Source organism: Streptomyces decoyicus, from assembly GCF_019880305.1.
Taxonomy (GTDB): Bacteria; Actinomycetota; Actinomycetes; order Streptomycetales; family Streptomycetaceae; genus Streptomyces; species Streptomyces decoyicus.
In genome coordinates this window covers 6,861,072-6,883,748 of sequence record NZ_CP082301.1, presented here as the reverse complement: position 1 = coordinate 6,883,748, position 22,677 = coordinate 6,861,072, and the positions used below count along the sequence as shown (strand labels likewise).

Annotated in this window: 20 protein-coding genes; 11 read left to right on the top strand and 9 right to left on the bottom strand. The window is 71.6% G+C overall.

The features are described 5' to 3' along the window. Positions 1–8 precede the first annotated feature (8 nt). From K7C20_RS30105 to pssA, 8 genes are all read left to right on the top strand, one after another. Complete coding sequence (locus K7C20_RS30105; protein WP_030079432.1) at positions 9–812, top strand: TetR family transcriptional regulator; 804 nt, start codon at positions 9–11, stop codon at positions 810–812. 514 nt (positions 813–1,326) lie between these two features. Beyond that, positions 1,327–2,664 carry a crotonyl-CoA carboxylase/reductase gene (gene ccrA, locus K7C20_RS30100; protein ID WP_030079430.1) on the top strand — a complete coding sequence of 446 codons (1,338 nt, stop codon included), beginning with the start codon at positions 1,327–1,329 and terminating at the stop codon, positions 2,662–2,664. A 40-nt stretch (positions 2,665–2,704) separates the two neighbouring features. Next, positions 2,705–4,717, top strand: a complete 2,013-nt coding sequence (locus tag K7C20_RS30095) for a protein meaA (protein WP_053208924.1) — start codon at positions 2,705–2,707, stop codon at positions 4,715–4,717. After that, entirely contained in the window at positions 4,714–5,688 is a 975-nt protein-coding gene (locus K7C20_RS30090; protein WP_030079428.1) for an HpcH/HpaI aldolase/citrate lyase family protein, read from the top strand. Before K7C20_RS30095 ends, K7C20_RS30090 begins: the two co-directional genes overlap by 4 nt. Before the next feature lie 5 nt (positions 5,689–5,693). Then, positions 5,694–6,218, top strand: a complete 525-nt coding sequence (locus K7C20_RS30085; protein WP_030079426.1) for a MaoC family dehydratase — start codon at positions 5,694–5,696, stop codon at positions 6,216–6,218. A gap of 2 nt (positions 6,219–6,220) precedes the next feature. Further along, positions 6,221–7,426, top strand: a complete 1,206-nt coding sequence (locus tag K7C20_RS30080) for an acyl-CoA dehydrogenase family protein (protein WP_030079425.1) — start codon at positions 6,221–6,223, stop codon at positions 7,424–7,426. A 170-nt stretch (positions 7,427–7,596) separates the two neighbouring features. Next, the gene (locus K7C20_RS30075; RefSeq protein ID WP_030079423.1) at positions 7,597–8,244 is read left to right on the top strand and encodes a phosphatidylserine decarboxylase; all 648 of its coding nucleotides are present in this window, start codon (positions 7,597–7,599) and stop codon (positions 8,242–8,244) included. Continuing rightward, the gene (gene pssA / locus K7C20_RS30070; RefSeq protein WP_209443871.1) at positions 8,231–9,091 is read left to right on the top strand and encodes a CDP-diacylglycerol--serine O-phosphatidyltransferase; all 861 of its coding nucleotides are present in this window, start codon (positions 8,231–8,233) and stop codon (positions 9,089–9,091) included. The genes K7C20_RS30075 and pssA overlap by 14 nt, the downstream gene beginning before the upstream one ends. A gap of 114 nt (positions 9,092–9,205) precedes the next feature. Here pssA and K7C20_RS30065 read toward each other — a convergent pair whose 3' ends face one another. Next, complete coding sequence (locus tag K7C20_RS30065; protein WP_053208926.1) at positions 9,206–10,330, bottom strand: glycerate kinase; 1,125 nt, start codon at positions 10,328–10,330, stop codon at positions 9,206–9,208. A 350-nt stretch (positions 10,331–10,680) separates the two neighbouring features. Here K7C20_RS30065 and K7C20_RS30060 point away from each other — a divergent pair, with 350 nt between their 5' ends. Both K7C20_RS30060 and K7C20_RS30055 read left to right on the top strand, forming a co-directional pair. Beyond that, a complete protein-coding gene (locus K7C20_RS30060; RefSeq protein WP_030079415.1) occupies positions 10,681–11,193 on the top strand; it encodes an NUDIX domain-containing protein in 513 nt (170 codons plus the stop codon). 393 nt (positions 11,194–11,586) lie between these two features. Next, entirely contained in the window at positions 11,587–12,396 is an 810-nt protein-coding gene (locus K7C20_RS30055; protein ID WP_030079414.1) for a nucleotidyltransferase domain-containing protein, read from the top strand. 177 nt (positions 12,397–12,573) lie between these two features. Here the strand turns inward: K7C20_RS30055 and K7C20_RS30050 are convergent, their stop codons facing one another. After that, entirely contained in the window at positions 12,574–13,209 is a 636-nt protein-coding gene (locus K7C20_RS30050) for an NAD(P)-dependent oxidoreductase (RefSeq protein WP_030079412.1), read from the bottom strand. A gap of 95 nt (positions 13,210–13,304) precedes the next feature. On the opposite strand from K7C20_RS30050, the gene K7C20_RS30045 reads away from it, so the two are divergent. Then, positions 13,305–13,964: a TetR/AcrR family transcriptional regulator gene (locus K7C20_RS30045; protein ID WP_053208927.1), complete on the top strand. Its 660-nt coding sequence runs from the start codon at positions 13,305–13,307 to the stop codon at positions 13,962–13,964. Positions 13,965–14,085: 121 nt separating this feature from the next. Here K7C20_RS30045 and K7C20_RS30040 read toward each other — a convergent pair whose 3' ends face one another. The 7 genes from K7C20_RS30040 to K7C20_RS30010 form a co-directional block, all read right to left on the bottom strand. After that, positions 14,086–14,631: a methylated-DNA--[protein]-cysteine S-methyltransferase gene (locus K7C20_RS30040; protein ID WP_053208928.1), complete on the bottom strand. Its 546-nt coding sequence runs from the start codon at positions 14,629–14,631 to the stop codon at positions 14,086–14,088. A 10-nt stretch (positions 14,632–14,641) separates the two neighbouring features. Then, a complete protein-coding gene (locus K7C20_RS30035) occupies positions 14,642–16,114 on the bottom strand; it encodes a DNA-3-methyladenine glycosylase 2 (protein ID WP_053208929.1) in 1,473 nt (490 codons plus the stop codon). A 102-nt stretch (positions 16,115–16,216) separates the two neighbouring features. Then, positions 16,217–17,176: a prolyl aminopeptidase gene (gene pip / locus K7C20_RS30030; protein WP_030079410.1), complete on the bottom strand. Its 960-nt coding sequence runs from the start codon at positions 17,174–17,176 to the stop codon at positions 16,217–16,219. Between the two features lie 368 nt (positions 17,177–17,544). Beyond that, positions 17,545–18,057, bottom strand: coding sequence for an O-acetyl-ADP-ribose deacetylase (locus tag K7C20_RS30025; protein ID WP_053208930.1), 513 nt, complete (start codon positions 18,055–18,057; stop codon positions 17,545–17,547). Positions 18,058–18,145: 88 nt separating this feature from the next. Continuing rightward, on the bottom strand, positions 18,146–19,567 hold the full coding sequence (locus K7C20_RS30020; RefSeq protein ID WP_053208946.1) for a phytoene desaturase family protein: 1,422 nt from the start codon (positions 19,565–19,567) through the stop codon (positions 18,146–18,148). 40 nt (positions 19,568–19,607) lie between these two features. After that, a complete protein-coding gene (locus K7C20_RS30015) occupies positions 19,608–20,408 on the bottom strand; it encodes an inositol monophosphatase family protein (protein ID WP_053208947.1) in 801 nt (266 codons plus the stop codon). A gap of 301 nt (positions 20,409–20,709) precedes the next feature. Then, positions 20,710–22,575, bottom strand: a complete 1,866-nt coding sequence (locus K7C20_RS30010; RefSeq protein ID WP_053208931.1) for a gamma-glutamyltransferase family protein — start codon at positions 22,573–22,575, stop codon at positions 20,710–20,712. Positions 22,576–22,677: the final 102 nt, after the last annotated feature.

Genomic DNA, 22,677 nt, shown 5'->3' with positions numbered 1-22,677 from the left:
GTCCCCACATGTCCCAGCCCGCTCGTACACAGCCCTCCGACACCGCCGACACCACCACTCCCGGCACCCGCCGGGCGGCTGCGCAACGGCTCAAAATGCGCCGTGAATTGTCGGCGGCGGCGATGGAACTGTTTGCGACCAAGGGCTACGAGGCGACGACGGTCGATGAGATCGCGGCCGCCGCGGGCGTCGCCCGGCGTACCTTTTTCCGCCACTTCCGCTCCAAGGAAGAGGCGATCTTCCCCGACCACGACGACACCCTCGTCCGCGCGGAAGCCGTCCTGGACGCCGCCCCGCCGCACGAGAATCCGCTGGACACGGTCTGCCGCGGCATCAAGGAGGTCATGCGGATGTACGCGGCCTCCCCGGCCGTCTCCGTGGCCCGCTACCGCCTGACCCGCGAGGTCCCCACCCTGCGTGAGGCCGAGATCGCCTCGGTGGCCCGCTACGAGCGGCTGTTCACCCGCTATCTCCTGGGCCACTTCGACGAGGGCGCACACCGCGAGGGCGACGACGATCCGCTGCTCGCCGAGGTCGCGGCGTCCGCCGTGGTCACCGCGCACAACCACGTACTGCGGCGCTGGCTGCGGGCCGACGCCCAGGGCGATGTCGAGGCACAGCTCGACCATGCCTTCGCGATCGTCCGGGAGACCTTCGGCGCCGGCATCGGCGCGGGCCGCACCGGCAGCGGGGAGACCCCTCCGGCGGCCGTCTCGCGGGAGGGCGAGGTACTGGTCGCGGTGGCCCGCACCGACGCCCCGCTGGACGAGGTCATGCGCACCATCCGCAAGGCGATCACAGAACGCAAGTAACGGCCTTCCGGCCGGAACCGGACATGAGCGCGGCCCGGCGCCCTTGAGCTGACCGGGCCGCGACCCGGATGGCGTAACGCCCTCCCTGTGCACGCTGCGCACACATCCCCTTTCTTTGCGTCATCCGCACGCCTCCCATCGGCCCTCTTTCGCTCATGCGTGCCGCCCGGATGACATCTGAGAGAAATTCTTGGCACTCAGTGTCTTGTCGCCTGGCACGCGGTGTCATACGTTGAAGGTGTCCGGGCGGCCGGCGTGCTGAGATCCCACGCACGCCGGCTGTCCCACCAGCCCTATGCGGCTGTCCGCCCGGATGCCTGCGTCACAGGCACCTCCCAGCTGCCGCTGGGCACCGCGCTCACCAGCGCTGCCAGGCACCGCGGCCGACGGCTCTGCGACCCCCGCAGAGGCGACGGCAACGGGGCCACCCCGGCCGAACCGACGGCACCACCTCTGCACCACCCCCGACGTTCCCTCAAAGCCGTTCCCCAACGAGCTTCGCCGGAGGCACCCCGTGAACGAAATCCTGGACGCAATCCTCGCGCCTGACACCACCAGCGCCGACTTCGCCGGCCTGACCATCCCCGAGTCCTACCGCGCGGTGACCGTGCACAAGGACGAGGCCGACATGTTCGCCGGCCTGGAGACCAAGGAGAAGGACCCCCGCAAGTCGCTGCACGTCGACGACGTGCCGGTGCCCGAGCTCGGCCCCGGTGAGGCGCTGGTGGCCGTCATGGCCTCCTCCGTGAACTACAACTCCGTGTGGACCTCGATCTTCGAGCCGATGTCGACCTTCGGGTTCCTGGAGCGCTACGGCAAGCTCTCCCCGCTCACCAAGCGGCACGACCTGCCGTACCACGTCATCGGCTCCGACCTGGCCGGCGTGGTCCTGCGCACCGGCCCCGGTGTCAACGCCTGGGGCCCCGGCGACGAGGTCGTCGCGCACTGTCTGTCCGTCGAGCTGGAGTCCTCCGACGGCCACAACGACACCATGCTCGACCCCGAGCAGCGGATCTGGGGCTTCGAGACCAACTTCGGCGGCCTGGCCGAGATCGCACTGGTCAAGTCCAACCAGCTGATGCCCAAGCCGAAGCACCTGAGCTGGGAGGAGGCGGCGTCGCCCGGCCTGGTCAACTCGACCGCCTACCGCCAGCTCGTCTCGCAGAACGGCGCCGGGATGAAGCAGGGCGACAACGTCCTGATCTGGGGCGCGAGCGGCGGGCTCGGCAGCTACGCCACCCAGTTCGCGCTGGCCGGCGGCGCCAACCCGATCTGTGTGGTCTCCTCCGACCAGAAGGCGGAGATCTGCCGGAAGATGGGCGCCGAGGCGATCATCGACCGCAACGCCGAGGGCTACAAGTTCTGGAAGGACGAGCACAACCAGGACCCCAAGGAGTGGAAGCGCTTCGGCAAGCGCATCCGCGAGCTGACCGGCGGCGAGGACGTGGACATCGTCTTCGAGCACCCCGGCCGGGAGACCTTCGGCGCGTCCGTGTACGTCACGCGCAAGGGCGGCACCATCGTCACCTGCGCCTCGACGTCGGGCTACAACCACGAGTACGACAACCGCTACCTGTGGATGTCGCTGAAGCGGATCGTCGGCTCGCACTTCGCCAACTACCGCGAGGCGTGGGAAGCCAACCGCCTGATCGCCAAGGGCAAGATCCACCCGACCCTGTCGCGGACCTACACCCTCGAAGAGACCGGCCAGGCGGCGTACGACGTGCACCGCAACCTCCACCAGGGCAAGGTCGGCGTGCTGGCGCTGGCTCCCGAGGAGGGCATGGGCGTGCGCGACGAAGAAATGCGCGCCAAGCACCTCGACGCCATCAACCGGTTCCGGAACGTCTGAGGCGACTCGGACTTCCGGACCACGAAGATACGGGCCTGATATGACTGAGCGTCAGAAGGATCGTCCGTGGCTGATGCGGACCTACGCCGGCCACTCCACCGCCGAGGCGTCCAACGAGCTGTACCGGCGTAACCTCGCCAAGGGCCAGACCGGCCTGTCGGTCGCGTTCGACCTCCCGACGCAGACCGGCTACGACCCCGACCACATCCTCGCCCGCGGCGAGGTCGGCCGGGTCGGGGTCCCGGTGTCCCACCTCGGCGACATGCGACGGCTGTTCCAGGACATCCCCCTGGACCAGATGAACACCTCGATGACCATCAACGCGACGGCCATGTGGCTGCTGGCGCTGTACGAGGTGGTCGCCGAGGAGCAGGGCGCCGACATCTCCAAGCTGTCGGGCACGACGCAGAACGACATCGTCAAGGAGTACCTGTCGCGCGGGACGCACGTCTTCCCGCCGGGCCCCTCGCTCCGGCTGACCACCGACATGATCACGTACACGGTGGCGCACATCCCCAAGTGGAACCCGATCAACATCTGTAGCTACCACCTACAGGAGGCGGGCGCCACGCCGGTCCAGGAGATCGCGTATGCGATGTCCACCGCGATCGCGGTACTGGACGCGGTGCGGGACTCGGGGCAGGTGCCGCCGGAGAAGTTCGGTGATGTCGTGGCCCGTATCTCGTTCTTCGTGAACGCCGGTGTCCGGTTCGTCGAGGAGATGTGCAAGATGCGCGCCTTCGGCCGCATCTGGGACAAGATCACCCGCGAGCGCTACGGCATCGAGAACGAGAAGCAGCGCCGGTTCCGCTACGGCGTCCAGGTCAACTCGCTGGGTCTGACCGAGGCGCAGCCGGAGAACAACGTCCAGCGGATCGTCCTGGAGATGCTGGCCGTCACGCTCTCCAAGGACGCCCGCGCCCGCGCCGTGCAACTCCCCGCCTGGAACGAGGCGTTGGGGCTGCCCCGCCCCTGGGACCAGCAGTGGTCCCTGCGTATCCAGCAGGTCCTCGCCCACGAGAGCGATCTGCTGGAGTACGAGGACATCTTCGCCGGCTCGCATGTCATCGAGGCCAAGGTGGACGCCCTGGTCACCGAATGCCTCACCGAGATCGAGCGGATCCAGGAGATGGGCGGCGCGATGGCCGCCGTGGAGTCCGGCTATCTCAAGTCGCAGCTGGTCTCCGCGCACGCCGAGCGGCGGGCCCGGATCGAGGCCGGCGAGGAGAAGATCGTCGGCGTCAACTGCTTCGAGGGCACCGAGCCCAACCCGCTCACCGCGGATCTCGACACGGCCATCATGACCGTCGACCCGGCCAACGAGGCACGGGTGGTCCAGGCGCTGCACGACTGGCGGGACAACCGCGACGAGACGCGCGCCCAGGAGGCGCTGTCGGTCCTGAAGAAGACCGCGGCGGGCGACGGCAACCTCTTCGCGGCCACCGTGGAGTGCGCACGTGCCGGTGTGACGACCGGCGAGTGGGCCTGGGCGCTGCGGGACGTGTTCGGCGAGTTCCGGGCCCCCACGGGCGTCTCCAGCGCTCCCCTGGCGGTCGCCGCCGAGGAGGGCAGCCCGCTCGCCGCGGTCCGCGAGAAGGTCGCCAAGACGGCGGCCGAGCTCGGCAGCGGCAAGCTGCGCCTGCTGGTCGGCAAGCCCGGCCTGGACGGGCACAGCAACGGCGCCGAGCAGATCGCCGTACGGGCCAGGGACGCCGGCTTCGAGGTGATCTACCAGGGCATCCGGCTGACCCCGGAGCAGATCGTCTCGGCCGCGGTCGCCGAGGACGTGCACTGTGTGGGCCTGTCGATCCTGTCCGGCTCGCACGCCGAGCTGGTACCGGACGTGCTGGCCCGGCTGCGCCGCACCGGCGTCGACGACATGCCGGTCATCGTCGGCGGCATCATCCCCTCCGCCGACGCCGCCGCGCTCCGGGAAGCCGGAGTGGCGGCCGTGTTCACCCCCAAGGATTTCGGTATTACGGAGATCATCGGCCGTATCGTCGACGAAATCCGGAAAGCGAACCAGCTCGACCCCCTGGAGGTCCCCGCATGACCCAGGCCCACCCCCGGGTTAATCGCCTGCGCCCGCGCCGCTCCTGTCTCGCGGTCCCCGGCAGTAATCCCCGCTTCCTGGAGAAGGCCCAGGGCCTCCCGGCCGACCAGGTCTTCCTGGACCTGGAGGACGCCTGCGCGCCGCTCGCCAAGGAGGGCGCCCGGCACCACATCGTCGAGGCGCTGAACGAGGGCGACTGGACGGGCAAGACCCGGGTCGTGCGGGTCAACGACTGGACGACGCACTGGACGTACCGGGACGTCATCACGGTCGTCGAGGGCGCCGGCCCCAACCTGGACTGCATCATGCTGCCGAAGGTCCAGGACGCCCAGCAGATCGTGGCGCTGGACCTGCTGCTGACGCAGATCGAGAAGACCATGGGCTTCGAGGCCGGCAGGATCGGCATCGAGGCGCAGATCGAGAACGCCAAGGGCCTGGTGAACGTCGACGAGATCGCCGGGGCCTCGCCGCGCCTGGAGACCATCATCTTCGGCCCGGCCGACTTCATGGCGTCCATCAACATGAAGTCCCTGGTGGTCGGCGAGCAGCCGCCCGGCTATGGGGCGGACGCCTATCACTACATTCTGATGCGCATTCTGATGGCGGCTCGGACCTACGATCTACAGGCTATCGACGGCCCGTACCTTCAGATCAAGAATGTTGACGGCTATCGCGAGGTCGCCGGCCGCGCCGCCGCCCTCGGCTTCGACGGCAAGTGGGTGCTGCACCCGGGCCAGGTCGAGGCCGCCAATGAGGTGTTCTCCCCCTCCCAGGAGGACTACGACCACGCCGAGCTGATCCTGGACGCCTACGAGTGGCACACCTCGGAGGCGGGCGGAGCCAAGGGTTCCGCGATGCTCGGCGACGAGATGATCGACGAGGCGAGCCGGAAGATGGCGCTGGTCGTCGCCGGCAAGGGCCGGGCCGCCGGCATGACCCGCACGTCCAAGTTCGAGGCCCCGGAGGCATAAGCACCATGCAGTTCGGCCGTACCTATGAAGAGTTCACCGTCGGCGATGTCTACAAGCACTGGCCCGGCAAAACCGTCACGGAATACGACGACCACCTCTTCTGTCTGCTCACGATGAACCATCACCCGCTGCACATGGACAGCAACTACGCGGAGCAGACCACCGACTTCGGCAAGAACGTCGTCGTCGGCAACTACATCTACTCGCTGCTGCTGGGCATGTCGGTGCCCGACGTCTCCGGAAAGGCCATCGCCAATCTGGAGATCGAGTCGCTGAAGCACGTGGCGCCCACCTTCCACGGCGACACGCTCTACGGCGAGACGACCGTGCTGGACAAGACGCCCTCCCGCTCCAAGACGGACCGCGGCATCGTGCACGTCGAGACCAAGGGCTACAAGCAGGACGGCACCCTGGTCTGCGTCTTCCGGCGCAAGGTCATGGTCCCCACGGCCACCTACATCAAGGAGCGCGGCGGCGAGCAGCCCGGCCGCCCGGAGCTTCAGGCCCCTCCGGCCAAGAAGGAGAAGTAGCCATGACCCGTCTCGCGCAGACCGAGGGCCTGACCGACATCCAGCGGGAAATCCTCTCCACCGTCCGCGACTTCGTGGACAAGGAGATCCTGCCGGTCGCCACCGAACTGGAACACCGCGACGAATACCCGTCGCAGATCGTCGAGGGCCTGAAGGAACTCGGCGTGTTCGGCCTGATGATTCCGGAGGAGTACGGCGGTCTGGGTGAGTCCCTTCTCACCTACGCACTGACCGTCGAGGAGATCGCCCGCGGCTGGATGAGCGTCTCGGGCATCATCAACACCCACTTCATCGTGGCCTACATGCTCAAGCAGCACGGCACCCAGGAGCAGAAGGACTATTTCCTGCCGAAGATGGCGGCCGGTGAAATCCGGGGCGCCTTCTCGATGTCGGAGCCGGCGCTGGGCTCGGACGTGTCGGCCATCTCCTCCAAGGGCGTGCGGGACGGCAACGATTACGTCCTGAACGGCCAGAAGATGTGGCTCACCAACGGCGGCACGTCGACGCTGGTCGCCGTGCTGTGCCGGACCGACGAGGGCCACCCGGAGGGCACCGCCCCGCACAAGTCGATGACGACCTTCCTCGTGGAGAAGGAGGCCGGCTTCGGTGAGGTGCGGCCCGGCCTGACCATTCCGGGCAAGATCGACAAGATGGGCTACAAGGGTGTCGACACCACCGAACTGATCATGGACGGGCTGCGGATCCCGGCCGACCGGGTGCTCGGCGGCGAGACCGGACGTGGCTTCTATCACATGATGGACGGCGTCGAGGTCGGCCGGGTCAATGTGGCCGCGCGCGGCTGCGGTGTCGCCCAGCGCGCCTTCGAGCTGGGTGTTTCGTACGCGCAGCAGCGGCACACCTTCGGCAAGCCGATCGCGCAGCACCAGGCCATCCAGTTCAAATTGGCAGAAATGGCGACAAAGGTCGAAGCCGCGCATGCGATGATGGTTAATGCCGCTCGCAAAAAGGACTCGGGTCAGCGAAACGACCTCGAGGCGGGCATGGCGAAGTACCTGGCCTCCGAGTACTGCAAGGAGGTAGTGGAAGACGCTTTCCGGATCCACGGCGGCTACGGCTTCTCCAAGGAGTACGAGATCGAGCGCCTCTACCGCGAGGCCCCGATGCTCCTGATCGGCGAAGGGACCGCAGAGATCCAGAAAATGATCATTGGTCGGCGGCTACTCGAGGAGTACCGGATCCAGGGGTGAACATCCCGTTTGGGCTGCTTTGATCTAGACGAAGATCACACCCCGTCATCGTTCTTCGGCCACGGATTGGCTCTGGCTCTTGGCCAGTTGCCGCTCGCAACCGATACCATCCCCGGAAAGCCGCCGTCCCCCGTATCCATACGCGGCATCCTCCGCTACGAAGGTCATCCATGCCCCACAGCCAATCCTCTGCACAACGCGGTCGTGTCCGCCTCGCGCGCGGAGCGTCGCCGTGGCTCCTGCCGACCGTTGCCACGGCAGCGGTCAGCCTCGCCCGGTCCCGCCGGTCGGGTCGCTGGGCCGCCGTTGCCGTGCCCACCACCGCACTGGCGGCGGGCATGCTGTGGTTTTTCCGCGACCCCGAGCGGGAGATCGCTCAGGGACGTGTCATCTCCCCGGCCGACGGTGTGGTGCAGAGCATCATGCCGTGGAAGGACGGACGCACCCGCGTCGCGATCTTCATGAGTCCGCTGAACGTCCACGTCAACCGTGCGCCGCTGGCCGGCACGGTGACGTCCGTGGAGCACATCCCCGGCGGGTTCGTCCCGGCGTTCAACAAGGAGAGCGAGAACAACGAGCGGGTGGTCTGGCACTTCGACACCGAGCTCGGTGACATCGAGATGGTGCAGATCGCCGGCGCGGTGGCCCGCCGTATCGTCCCGTACGTGCCCGAGGGCACCAAGGTCGAGCAGGGCGAGCGGATCGGACTGATCCGCTTCGGCTCGCGCGTCGACGTCTACCTCCCGGAGGGCGTCGAGGTGGCGGTCGAGGTCGGCCAGGCGACCACCGCGGGGGTGACTCGTCTTGACCGTGATTGATCCCGAGACACAGGCGGGCTGGGCGCCCGAGACCGACGAGGACGAGGACGACATGCCGCTGTCCACGCGGCTGTCAATAGCGGACACCCTCACCCTCGGCAACGCGATCTGCGGCTTCATGGCCGTGTACTTCACGACCACCGGGGTCCTCATCCCGCATCTGACGGGCAACGAGGACGGCGGGATGGCCCGGCACAGCGCGGCGATGGCCGTGATCCTGATGCTGCTGGCGTCGGTCTTCGACCTCTTCGACGGGCTGGTGGCGCGCAAGCTGCGGGCCTCGGCGATGGGGGCCGAGCTCGACAACCTCTCCGACCTGATCAGCTTCGGCCTGGCGCCCGCGTACTTCGTGGTGACCTGGGGGATGGTCGCCCAGGACGCGCACCAGCGGGTGTCGGTGGTCGCCGCTGTCGTGGTGCTGCTGGCGGTGGTGCTCCGGCTTGCGCGGTTCTCCTGCGTCACACTCCGTGACGGCATCTTCCAGGGCATGCCGAGTCCCTTCGGCGCCCTGACCGTCGTCGCCATCGTGCTGCTGGAGCTGCCGTTCCTGCCGACGCTGCTGGCGATCATCGGGGTGGCCTGGCTGATGGTGAGCCGGGTCGAGTACCCCAAGCCGCGGGGCAGGCTCGCGGTGGCGATGCTCAGCTGGATCGTCCTCAGCATGGGCATGCTCGCGGCCTGGGCGCTGGACGCCCCCGGCGGCCAGCTGCTGCTCCAGACCGGCTGCGCCCTCCAGGTGGTCCTGGGCGCGATGATCCCGCTGTTCGCGACGGCCCGGAGGGTCAACACCTTCCGCGACAACCGCCGCGAGTCGCGGGCGGAGTCCCGCGCCGCACAGCTCCCCTAACGGAACGCAGAACAACGCCGCGGGCCCCGAGCGAGTTTCTCGCCCGGGGCCCGCGGCGTTGTGGTGTGTGCGGCCGGCTCGGTGTGTGCGGCCCGCGGCGGGCCGCACACCGCCTCAGACCAGGAAGTCCCACGCCAGCTGCTCCGCCGCCCGCTCCAGCAGCGGGCCCGCCTCGGCCATACAGCGGGCCGGATCGGGCTCCAGATCCGTCAGGGCGTAGGCCCGCCGGATACCCGCGGCGCCGAGCGCTTCCTGCGTCAGCTGGAGGCGGCCGCAGACCGCGACCACGTCCAGACCGGCCGCACGGGCCGCGGCGGCGACCCCCGCCGGCGCCTTGCCGTGCAGCGTCTGCGTGTCGAGCGAGCCCTCGCCGGTGATGACGAAAGTGGCCTTCGCCAGCGCCGGGGCGAAGCCCAGGACGTCGAGCATCACGTCGATGCCCGGCCGGAACACCGCGTCCAGGCCGACCAGCGCGCCGTAACCGATCCCGCCCGCGGCGCCCGCGCCGGGTGCCAGGGCGTGTTCCGCCGCCTTCGGGCCCACCGCGCGCTCCAGCACCTCGGCGTAGTGCGCCAGCGCGGCGTCCAGCGTGGCCACGTCCGCCTCGCTGGCGCCTTTCTGCGGGCCGTAGACCGCCGGGGCGCCCTTCGGCCCCGTGAGCGGGTTGTCCACATCGCTGGCGAGCACGAGCGCGGTCCTGGCCAGCCGGGGGTCCAGCCCCGTCAGATCGGCGGTGGCCAGGTCGCGCAGCGGGCCGCCGCCAGGGGCGACCGGCTCGCCGTCCGTGTCCAGGAACCGCGCGCCCAGCGCCGCGAGCATGCCCGCGCCGCCGTCGGTCGTGGCGCTGCCGCCGACACCGAAGACGATCGAGGTCGCACCCGCGTCGAGGGCCGCGAGCAACAGCTCGCCGGTGCCGTACGTGGTCGCGGTCAGGGGCGCGAAGACGCCCGCCGGGAGGTGCTGGAGCCCGGAGGCCTCCGCCATCTCCACCACCGCGGTGCCGTCGTCGCGCAGCGCGAAGGTGGCCGTCACCGGCGTGCCGGTGGGGCCGGTGACCCGTGCCTCGTGCCGGGTGAAGCCGGCCGCGAGTGCCGCCGCGACCGTGCCGTCGCCACCGTCCGCGACCGGGACGGCCGCCACGTCGAGACCGGGGACCGCACGCCGGAGACCGGCCGTGACATGCTCGGCGACCTCGACGGCCGTGAGCGAACCCTTGAATTTGTCCGCGGCGATCAGCACATGTGCTGTGGATGTCCTTGCTGCGTCCGCCACCGTGTTTCCCCTTGCTTTCGAACTGGCAGTCGCGCCGCTGTGACCTTATCCGGCGCATGGCCCGGCGAACAGGGCACTTGGGACGTGCCTTACGGATCACGGCGGGCCCGCGGGCCCGGCACCCACTCCCCCAAGGGCTTCGGGCCCCGCTCCTGATCCGCTCCTGGTCCGCCCTGATCCGTCCTGGCCCGCCCTGGCCCGCCCTGGCCGGAAAGACACGCCCGGGGTCGGGCGGTGCTGCCGAGCGCCCCCGGGGTGCGCCGGCAAGATCCCCGGGACCGGCGTGGCCCCGGACCCGTACCGTCTAGGCTCGCGCCGTGACCACCTTGGACTACGCCACGTACATCGCCGGCCTGCCCCGCGTGCTCGCGGGCGCGGGCGTCATCTTCCGTGACGCGGAAGGCCGCCTTCTGCTCGTGGAGCCCAACTACCGCGACACCTGGATCCTGCCGGGCGGCACGGTCGAGTCGGACCAGGGCGAATCGCCCCGTCAGGCCGCCCGCCGCGAGACCGCCGAGGAGATCGGCCTGGACGTGGAGCCGGGCGCGCTGCTCGCCGTCGACTGGGTACGCGGAAAGGAGCGGCCGCCGCTGGTGTCGTACCTCTACGACGGCGGGGTGCTGGACGCCGCGCAGCTGGCCTCGATCCGTGTGCAGGAGGACGAGCTGCTCTCCTGGCGCATGGTGCACTGGGACGAGGCCCAGACGTTGGTGAACCGGGAGATGGCCCTGCGCCTCGGCGCCGCCCTGAAGGCCCTCGCGGACGGCCGCGGACCGGCGGAACTGGAGGACGGCGTGCCGCCGGCCGGGGCTGACGGTACGCCGGAATAACCGGAACAAGGCGAGCGGCGGTCATCCCGCCGGTACCAGGGCCTGTCTTGTCTTCCACGTCCCGTCTGCCTCGCGCCGCTCCCCCAGCTACCGCTGGGAGGTGCCCCCAGGCACGCACGCTCTCCCCCACGCCTGAATGGCGCGGGGAACCCCCTCCGCGTTGTCGGGCTCATCCCGGTGCCCCCAGTACACCCAGTACACCCAGTACCGGGACGACCCTCCGCCTTGCGATCGCTCGGCATCCACCGGCTGATCAAGAGCCGGGACGGAGCGAGCGGTGGGAGCCCCTCCCGCACTCTTAAGGTGTGAGGGAGAGCGCAGCGCACCGGACACCGCGAGGCCCGTCCTAGGGGCGAACGACGGGACCTTGGAGACAGGCCCTAGCGTGGCGGGATGGATGAGATTGCCGCAAAGGTCGCGCAGGTGCCGGGAGTTGTCGGGGTGATGCTCGGCGGAAGCCGGGCACGGGGTACCCATCGGCCGGACTCCGACTGGGATCTGGGCGTCTACTACCGGGGCGAGCCGGATCTTGCGGCGCTGGAGGCGCTGGCCGTGGAGGTGACCGGCGGCCCCGTCGAGGTGTACGGGCCGGGCGCCTGGGGCGCGTGGGTCAACGGCGGTGCCTGGCTCGTCCTGCCGGACGGCAGCCATGTGGACTGGATCCTGCGGGACGTCGACCGGGTGCGGCGGGTGTGGGAGGAGTGTCGCGAGGGCCGCTTCGAGATCGGCGTACAGGCCGGTCACCCCCTGGGCTTCTGGTCCCCCGCCTACCCGGGCGAGGCGGCGCTGGGTCGGGTGCTCGCGGACACCGACGGGGAACTGGCCCGCCTGCGGAACGAGACCCGCACCTATCCCGAGGCCCTGCGCGAGGCGCTGACCGAGGGTGCGGTCTGGGACGCGGGGTTCTCGGTGGCGATGGCGGGCAAGTCGTACACGGCCCTGGACGTGCTGCATGCGGCCCTGTGTCTGTCCCGGGCCGTCGGCGACCTCGTCCAGGCGCTGCACGCCCATCACCGCATCTGGTGTCTCAACGAGAAGGGCGCGCTCGCGGCGGCCACGGCGATGCCGGAGACGCCGCCCGGCTTCGGTGCCCGTGCCACCGCCCTGCTCGGCGGCCTCGGTCGCGGGGAAACGGAGTTGCAGCGCTCGGTGGCGACGGCGGCGGAGCTGGTGGACGAGGTGCGCGGGGTCGTCGCGGGCTGAGGCCGGCGACGCCGGCAGGGTGGCGGGTCGTGGAGTGGCGGGTGGTGGACGGGCGTCCGGGCCCGCATCCTGGTCGGGCTCCGGGGCGGCCTCCGGCCGGAGGCCGGACGGGCATTCCGACCGGGCGTCCTGGCCGCGTCCGGACCGGCATCCGTGCGGATGCCCGCGCAGGCGTCCTCAGCGGCTGATGCCGACCGCATGGCCGTAGGTCTGCGGGTCGTCGACGAAGTCGAGCATGGCGCGGGCCACGTCGGTGCGGCTGATGACATCGCCGGCCGGGCCGGCCTCGACGGCGTGGCGGTAGCGGCCCTCGCCCGGCTTGTCGGTCAGGCGGGGCGGGCGGACCGCCGTCCAGTCGAGAGCGCTGGCGCGCAGTACGGCCTCCATCCGCTCCAGATCGGTGTAGAGCTCCTTGAGGGCCGCCCACAGCAGGGGCCCGAACAGTCGTCGGGTGAGGAACGACTGCCCCGTACCGGCGCGGTTGAGAGGGGCCGCGCTGACCACGAGGAGCCGCCGTACGCCCGTTGCGGTCATCGCTTCGACGAGCGCGCGGGCCGAGGTGGACGCGGGTCGCAGCGGGTCGCGCCGGCCGGCCTGGCCGATGCCGGAGAGCACCGCGTCGGCGCCGCCGACCACCGTCTTGACGGACGCGGTGTCGAGCGCGTCCGCGCGGACGACCGTCAGACGCTCATGCCGCTCGGTCAGCTTCTCCGGGCTGCGCAGGGCTGCGGTCACCTCGTGACCGTCGGCCAGGGCGTGGGTGACGAGCTGTCGGCCGACACCGCCCGACGCGCCGAGAACGGTGAGTTTCATGGTCTGTCTCTCCTGGGAACAGCAGGAAGGTGAGTGAGCACTCACCCACGAGTGTGGGTGAGTGCTCACTCACCTGTCAACGTAGACTCGGCGCCATGACCCGAGACGCCGCCGCTCCGCTGACCGGAGGCGCCCTGACGCGCTCCCGCATCCTCGACGCCGCCGCCGCGCTGATGACGACCGTGGGCCTGACCCGTACGACGACGAAGCAGATCGCCCGGGAGGCGGGCTGTTCCGAGGCGGCGCTGTACAAGCACTTCCGCAACAAGGAAGAGATCTTCGTCCGGGTGCTGCACGAGCGGGTACCGCAGTTCTCGGACGTGCTGGAGCAACTGCCGGGTCACGCGGGCGACGCGCGGGGGCCCGCCGAGCGCCTCACGGCGGTGGCGCTGGCCGCCGTCAGGTTCTACCGCCGGTCCTTCCCGATGGCCGCCTCGCTGTTCGCCAGCCCCGAGCTGCTGGCGACACACCGCCGCAAGCTGCACGAGCTCGGCACCGCCGGGCCGCAGAACGCCACCCAGCACCTGGCCGGATATCTGGCGGCCGAGCAGGCGCTGGGCCGGGTCTCGTCCGGCATCGACCCGCACGCGGCGGCCACGCTGCTCATCGGGGCCTGTTTCCACCGCGCCTTCCTCGACCTGTTCTTCGACGCCGAGGCACCACCCGGTGGGCTCCTCCCGGAAGGCGACGAGGAGTTCGCGGCGGAGACCGTACGGGCGCTGCTCGACGGACTCAGTCCCTCGGGCCGGGCCTGAGGGCACAGGACGCAGGACGCAGGACGCAGGACGCAGGACGCAGGACGCAGAAGTCAACCGGAGGCCGTGGTCCCGCCGCTTCGAGCGCAGCACTCGACCGGCAGTGGCCACCGGTGACCCGTCACCCGCACGCCTCCGCCGGGAACAGGCCGTCCTCCGTCCGCTCGAAGGCGAGCAGCCGGCGCTTGCGGTCGAGGCCGCCGCCGTAGCCGGTGAGGCTGCCGTTGGCGCCGACGACGCGATGGCAGGGGACGACGATGCCGACCGGGTTGCGCCCGTTGGCCAGACCGACCGCGCGGGCCGCCGTCGGGACGCCGAGCCGTTCGGCGAGCTGTCCGTACGAAAGGGTCTCGCCGTACGGGATGGTGCACAGCGCCGCCCAGACGCGGCGCTGGAAGGGCGAGCCGTGCAGGACGAGCGGCAGGTCGAAGGTGGTCAACTCACCGCGGAAGTAGGCCCGGAGCTGGGCGATGGCCAGGGCGAACGGCGGCTCGTCGGGGTCCGCCGGGCCGCCGAAGGCCTCCTGGGGCGGGCGGTGGCGCTGGTCGGTCATGTATAGGCCGGTGAGTGCCTCGCCGGCGGCGACGAGGGTGAGCGGCCCCACGGGGGTGTCGTCGAGGACGGTGTGGGTGCGGGGCCCTTCGGGCGCGGGCGGGTGAACGGTCATGGCTGCGGGCTCAGTTCGTCGGGAGGTGGTTGATGGGGTGGTCGTCGGTCGCCCAGAGGTACTGGACGGCGTAGGCGCGCCAGGGGCGCCAGTGCGCGGAGTGGCGGATGAGGGCCGCCGGGGTGTGCGGCAGCCCGAGCCCGGCGGCCGCGCGACGCAGACCGAGGTCGGTCGGTGTGAACGCGTCCGGGTCGCCGAGCGCGCGCATGGCGATGCATTCGACGGTCCAGGGGCCGATGCCCGGCAGCACCGTGAGCTGTGCGCGGGCCTCGTCCCGGTCGCTGCCGACGCCCAGTTGGAGCGCGCCGGAACCGAGCGCGGCGATGACGCCGGTGAGGGTGGCCCGGCGGGTACGGGGCATCGCCAGCGACTCCGGGTCCAGCCCGGCGAGCGCGGTGGCGGGCGGGAAGAGATGGCTGAGGCCGCCGCCCGGGTCGTCGACCCGTTCGCCGTGCGCGCGGACCAGCCGTCCGGCGTGGGTGCGGGCCGCCGCGGTGGAGACCTGCTGGCCGAGGACGGCGCGGACGGCGAATTCCTCGGCGTCGACCGTGCGCGGGACCCGGCGGCCCGGCGCCTTGTCGACGAGGGGTGTCAGCAGCGGGTCCTCGCGGAGCAGCCCGTCGACGGCCTCCGGGTCCGCGTCGAGGTCGAGCATCCGGCGGCAGCGGGCGATGGCGCCGGCCAGATCGCGCAGATCGGTGAGGGAGAGGCGGCAGTCGATGTGGTCGGGGCGGGGTGAGAGCGCGACGATGCCGTGCCCGTAGGGGAGGCTCAGGGTCCGGCGGTAGGCGCCGTCCCGCCATTCCTCGACCCCGGGGACCGCGGTGGCGGCGAGGTGTCCGAAGAGGTTGTCGGGGTTCAGCGGCCGGCGGAAGGGCAGCCGCAGCGCGAGCGAGCCGGGCACCGCCGCACGGGGGCCGGGCCTGGCGCGCTGTCGCAGCTCCGTCGGGGAGAGCGCGAAGACCTCCCGTACCGTCTCGTTGAAGGTACGGATGCTGGCGAATCCGGCGGCGAACGCGACATCGGCCATCGGCAGCGCGGTGGTCTCCACAAGCAGCCGGGCGGTCTGCGCGCGCTGGGCGCGGGCCAGGGCGAGTGGCCCCGCACCCAGTTCCGCCAGCAGCTGGCGCTCTATCTGGCGGGTGCTGTAGCCGAGCCGGGCGGCGAGCCCGGGAACGCCCTCACGGTCGACGATGCCATCGACGATCAGCCGCATGGCGCGGGCGACGAGATCGGCCCGCTCGTTCCACTCGGGGGACCCCGGGCTGGCGTCCGGACGGCACCGCTTGCAGGCCCGGAACCCCGCCTGCTGAGCGGCGGCCGCGCTCGGGTAGAAGCGCATGTTCTCCGGCTTGGGCGGCACCACGGGGCAGCTGGGACGGCAGTAGATACGGGTCGTGAGCACGGCGGTGTAGAACCAGCCGTCGAAGCGGGCATCCTTGGACCGCACGGCGCGCAGACAACGCTCGGTGTCGGTGTGCATGACCTCAGGATTGCTCAGTCGGGGGCATCCGGCTGGCGAGAATCCGACATCAACGTCGGGCCACCAGGGGCGGCGCGGGTCGCCTGGGGTACCCCTCGGCTCTCACTCCCCGGCGAACCGGTCGAGCGCGCCGATCACCTCCGCACGCATCGCCTCGCTCCCCTTGTGCCCCGCGTCAGGGAGGACGGTCAGGTGGGCGTCGGGCCAGGCGCGGGCGAGCTCCCACGCCGTGTGGGGCGGCCCTCCCATGTCCTGACGGCCGTGGAGGAGCACGCCCGGAATGCCTGCCAGCCGTCCGGCGTCCCGCAGCAGCACACCCTCCTCCAGCCATGCGCCGTGCGAGAAGTAGTGCGAGCAGATCCGGACCAGGGCCACCCGGGCCTTCGAGGGCCGGTCGCCGTAGGGGTGGGGGGCACCGTACGGCTCCAGGGAGAGCACCGTGTCCTCCCAGGCGCACCAGTCGGCGGTGGCCCGCTCGCGCACCGCGGGGTCGGGGTCCGCCATCAGGCGGGCATAGGCCCCGACGATGTCGCCGTCCCGTCCCAGCCCCGGAGCACCGGCGAGGAAGCGCTCCCACGCCTCCGGGAAGAACCGGCCGACGCCCCGGTAGAGCCAGTCGGTCTCCGAACGCCGGGTCGTGGTGACGTTGGGGATGACGATCTCCGACACCCGCTCCGGGTGCCGCTCCGCGTACGCCAGGATCAGCGTCGAGCCCCACGATCCGCCGAACAGCAGCCAGCGGTCGATGCCCAGGTGTACGCGCAGCCGCTCCATGTCGGCGAGCAGATGGCCGGTGGTGTTGTGCCGCATGTCGGTGGCCGGATCACTGGCGTGCGGAGTGCTGCGTCCGCAGCCGCGCTGGTCGAAGAGGACGACGCGGTAGCGGTCCGGGTCGAAGTTCCGGCGCGCGCCTGTGCTGCACCCCGACCCCGGCCCGCCGTGGACGACCAGCGCGGGCTTCCCTGCCGGGTTTCCGCAGACTTCCCAGTACACGAGGTGGCCGTCGCCGACGTCGAGCATGCCGGTGTCGTAGGGCTCGATCGGAGGGTAGGGCTGCGTCATCTTCCGCTCTCCTCCTGGTACTTCGTCGATCCGACGTGGCGCCTCCGGACGGGCGGACCGGCGGACCGGCCCTGCCGAACGGATCGAACCATGCCCCGCCCCCTTCTCCGATACGAACAGGCCACGGGTCGAGGGGGGTTCGATGACCCCCAGTTGCGGCATTTCGTCAGTATCCGGGCTGCACGGCACCCGGCCCCTCGACCGGGTCGCGTGGCTGCCGGACCGCTCCGGGCCGCTCCGGGCCGGGCCGGGCCGGGCAGGGCCGGGCCGGGCAGGGCCGGGCCGGGCCGGGCCGGGCAGGGCCGGGCCGGGCCGGGCAGGGCCGGGCCGGGCCGGGCCGGGCAGGGCAGGGCCGGGCCGGGCCGCGGTCAGCGCACGTGCGCAGCGAAGGTCGCGTGCGCCTGCTCGTCGAAGAGGACGAACCGCACCTCTTCCACCGCCGTCTCGGCGTCCCGCACCGTCTCCACCGCGATGCGGGCGGCGTCCTCCATCGGCCACCTGTAGACGCCGGTGGAGATGGCCGGGAAGGCGACCGTCCGTGCGCCCAGTTCGTCGGCGATCCGCAGTGCTTCGCGGTAGCAGGAGGCCAGCAGGCCGCTGCGGTCCTCACTGTCGGAGTGGACGGGGCCGACGGTGTGGATGACCCAGCGGGCCGGCAGGCGGCCGGCGGTCGTGGCGACGGCCTGGCCGGTGGGCAGACCGCGGCCGTAGTGCCCGGCGCGCAGGGCACGGCACTCGGCGAGGATCTCCGGGCCGCCGCGCCGGTGGATCGCGCCGTCCACTCCCCCGCCGCCGAGCAGCGAGGAGTTGGCGGCGTTGACCACGGCGTCCACGGCCTGTTCGGTGATATCGCCCTGGACGAGGGTGAGAGTGGGGCTCATGGTGTCCGAGCCTACGGATCGCCCCACGGCGCGGCCACCCGGTTCAGCGGCTGAGCGGCCACTCGGTTCAGCGGTGAGCGGCCCCTGGTCAGCGCCGGTTCGCGCGCAGCCGGCGCCAGACCGCTTTGGCGGCGTAATGGCCGGACATGCCGTGGACGCCGGGGCCGGGCGGGGTGGCCTGGGAGCAGAGGAAGACGGCGGGGTGGGCGGTTTCGTACGGGACGCGGGCGAGCTTGGGGCGGATGAGCAGGCGCAGGCCGGCCGCGGAGCCGGTGGCGGTGTCGCCGCCGACGTAGTTGGCGTTGCGCGCGGCGATTTGCGGCGGACCGGCGACCGCGCGGGCCAGGACCAGGTCCCGGAAGCCGGGGGCGAAGCGCTCGATCTGCCGCTCGACGACGTCCGTGGCGTCGCCTTCCCAGGCGTGGGGGACATGGCCGTACGCCCAGAAGGTGTGCTTGCCGTCGGGGGCGCGGGTGGGGTCGATCAGGCTGGGCTGAGCGGTGATCAGGAAGGGCACGGAAGGGTCCTGGCCGTGTGTGGCGGCGTTCAGCGCGGCGGAGATCTCGCCGCTGGTGGGGCCGATGTGGACGGTGCCGGCGCGGTGGGCCTCCTTGGCCGTCCACGGCACCGGGGCCGACAGGGCGTAATCGACCTTGAAGACGCTGGGGCCGTACTTCACGTCGCGGTAGGCGTTGCCCAGGCCCGCGATCCGGGCGAGCGCGGTCGGTGAGGTGTCGAAGACATAGGCGCGGGCGGGCGGCAGGTCGTCCAGGCGTTTGACCTCGAAGTCGGTGTGCACCGCGCCGCCGTGGGCGCGCAGCAGACCGGCGAGCGCGTCGGAGATGGCCTGGGAGCCGCCGCGCGGCACCGGCCAGCCCTTGGCGTGCGCGGCGAGCGCGAACATCAGGGCCATGCCGGAGGTCCCGAAGCCGCTGAGCGGGGCGTTGGCATGCGCCGCGAGCCCGGCCATCAAGGCGCGCGCCTTCTCGTCCTGGAAGCGGCGGTTGAGGAGGGTGACCGGCTGCGCCGCCACCAGGCCGAAGCGGGCGTAGGTCAGCGGGTCCTGCGGCAGGCCGAGCCACTGGGTACGCAGGAAGTCATGGGCCATCGCCTTCCACTTGCCGGTGAAGGGCTCGACGAGCCTGCGGTAGGTGCCGGCGTCGCGCGGTCCGAAGGACATGGCGGTCTCGCCGACGGAGTGGCCGAGCACGGCGGCCGTGCCGTCGGGGAAAGGGTGCGCCATGGGGAGGTCGGGGTGCAGCCATTCGAGGCCGTAGCGGTCCAGCGGCATGGCCGAGAAGGCGGGTGAGCCGATGCCGGTGGGGTGCACCGCCGAGCAGGGGTCGTGGCGGAAGCCGGGGAGGGTCAGCTCCTCGGTGCGGGCGCCGCCGCCGATGGTGTCGCGGGCTTCGAAGACCTCCACGGACATGCCACGGCGGGCGAGTTCGACCGCCGCCGTCAGGCCGTTGGGCCCCGCCCCGATCACCACGGCATCGAGCATCCTCGGCACCTGCGCCACTCCCCTCAAGTCCGACCCTCGTCGGTGAGGGTCAGTTGGCGGCTGCCAGCAGTCCGAGGATACGCCGCGCGGTTGCGGTGTCCCGCGCCGCGGTGAAGGGCAGCGCATTGCCGCCTTCGATCCGGAACGGCTGCCCGGCGACCGTGCCGCTCGCGCCGCCCGCCTCATGGACCAGCAGCAGCCCGGCCGCGTGGTCCCAGGAGTTTTCCCAGCTGAAGGCCGTGGCATCGAGGTCGCCGCGGGCTACGTGCAGATACTCCAGGCCCGCCGAGCCACAGGGGCGCGGGGCGATACCGCCGGTCTCCAGGGCGGCGAGCACCCGCTTCTGGTCGTCGGTGGTGAAGTCGTAGTGGGAGGTGGCGACATCGAGGACCGCAGCGGACGAGGGGCTGCCCGCCCGGAGCGGTACGCCGTTCAGCCAGGCGCCGGCGCCGCGGCGGGCGACGGCCATCAGGCCGAGGGCGGGGGCGTACGTCCAGGAGGCGAGCACCTCGCCGTGGTGGGCCAGCGCGACGAGCGTGGCGAAGCCGGGGTCGCCGTGGACGAACTGGCGGGTGCCGTCGACCGGGTCGACGATCCAGACGGGGGCGTCGCCGTGCAGCGCGTCGAGCACGCTCGGGTCGGCGTGCACCGCCTCTTCGCCGACCACCCGGGAGCCGGGCAGCAGGTCCGTGAGCGCGGCGGTGAGGTGCTCCTCGGCGAGCCGGTCGGCGACCGTGACGAGGTCGTGCGGCCCGTTCTTCTCGACGATGTCCTCGGCGGCGAGCTGCCGGAAGCGAGGCATGATCTCGTCGGCCGCGGCGCGGCGGACGGCGACGTCGACGGCGGCCATGTCCAGCGTCGACACGTCGAACGGCGGAGCCTCGGCAGCGCCTGGCGCGGTCGCGGGGGCGGGTGTGGGGGCAATCGGGGTAATCGCGGTATCTCCCGAATCTTGGGTACGAAGTGCTTCGAGCATGTGTCCATCGAACCATGAGCCACTGACACGAGGGCTGGACTGCAGGTGAACTCCGGATGCCGCGGAATGCACGGGGCGGGGGGCGCCGCGGAAGGCACGGGGCGGGGGGCTGGGCGGAGCCCCCACCCGGCAGCGCCCGGCAAGCCCATGGCAGCGCCCTCAGCGCCTCAGCGCCTCAGCGCCCCACCGCGTACCCCTGCATCCCCCGCGGATTCGCCGCGGCCGACAGCACCCCGGTCTCCGGGTCCCGCGCCACCGCACACAGGCGCCCCTCGGACCAGGCGTCACCCACCGTGACGTGGTGCCCACGCCGGCGCAGCTCGTCGATGACGCCGTCGCCGAGGCGGGATTCCACGGTCACGCTCCCCGGCCGCATCCCGCGCGGGAAGAAGGAACCGGGGAAGGAGTCGTTGTGCCAGTTCGGGGCGTCGACGGCGCCCTGTAGGTCGAGGCCGCCGCGGACCGCCCCGCGCAGCGCCACGGCCAGGAAGAAGTGGACCTGCCACTGGTCCTGCTGGTCGCCGCCCGGCGTACCGAAGGCCATCACGGGGACCCCGTCGCGCAGGGCGAGGGACGGGGTGAGGGTGGTGCGGGGGCGGCGTCCCGGGGTGAGGGAGTTGGGCAGGCCCTCCTCCAGCCAGGCCATCTGGAGCCGGGTCCCGAGCGGGAAGCCGAGCGCCGGGACGACGGGGTTGGACTGGAGCCAGCCGCCCGAGGGGGTGGCGGAGACCAGGTTGCCCCAGCGGTCGACGACATCGATATGGCAGGTGTCGCCCCGGGTGGCGCCGTTCCGGTCGATCTCCGGTGCGACATCCGCCGGGACACCGCCGGGCCCGGACGGCGCCGGCGTACCGCGCGCGACGGTCGGCTCGCCGGCTCCGCTGCCGGAGACGCTCCTCGTGTCGAAGCCGTCCTCCCCCGCCGCAGCCGCCGCCGCATGCTTGCTCAGCCGCGGGGTGCGGCCGTCCGGGCTGCCGGGCCGCAGCTCGTACGAGGCCCGCTCGCCGATGAGGGCCCGGCGGGCGGCGTTGTACCCGTCGCCGAGCAGGGTGCCGAGCGGCACCTCGTCGGCGTCGCCGTACCAGGCCTCCCGGTCGGCCATGGCCAGCTTGCCGCCCTCGATGAGCAGGTGGACGTAGGCGGCGCTGCCGTAGGCGGGCAACTCCTCGGGAAGCAGGGCGAGTTGCTGGAGGAAGGCGGGGCCCTGGGACCAGCCGCCGGCCTTGGCGACGGTCCAGCCGTTCCAGTCGTGGGTGACGGGCGCCTCGTAGGTGGCGGAGAAGGCGGCCAGGTCGTCGCCGGTGAGGGTGCCCGCGTGGCGTTCGCCGGAGGTGTCCATGGCCGGACGGGCCGCGAAGTCGGCGAGCGCCGCGCCGATGAAGCCTTCGCGCCAGATGCGGCGGGCGGCGTCGATCTGCGCCTCACGGCTCGCCGACGCGGCCTCCGCCTCCGCGAGCAGCCGCCGCCAGGTGGCCGCCAGCGGCCGGTTCCTGAGCAGCCCGCCGGGAACGACGGATGTGCCGTCCGGGAGGTAGATCTCCGCGGAAGAGATCCACTCCGTCTCGAAGAGTTCGCGGACCGTCTCGACGGTCTCACCGATCCGTTCGACGGCGGGATGGCCGTGCTCGGCGTAGCCGATGGCGTACCGCAGCACCTCGGCGAGGGACTTGCTGCCGTGGTCGCGCAGCAGCAGCATCCAGGCGTCGAAGGCACCGGGGACCGCGGCGGCGAGCGGCCCGGTGCCGGGCACCAGGTCGAGGCCGAGCGAGGTGTAGTGCGCCACGCTCGCACCGGCCGGCGCCGGACCCTGCCCGCACAGCACCTGCACGGGCCCGTCGGCGGGTGCCAGGATGATCGGCACCTCGCCCGCCGGACCGTTCAGATGCGGCTCCACCACATGCAGCACGAACCCGGCGGCCACGGCCGCGTCATAGGCGTTGCCGTCGTCCTCCAGGACGGCCATCGCGGACTGGGACGCGAGCCAGTGCGTGGTGGAGGCCATCCCGAAGGTGCCTTGGAGGGTCGGGCGGGTGGTGAACACGGAGGCTCCTGTGTCTGTGCGGAGGTGTCTGTGGGGGTGTGTCTGTGGGGGTGTGTCTGTGGGGGTGTGTCTGTGGGGGTGTGTCTGCGGGGAGGTCTCTGG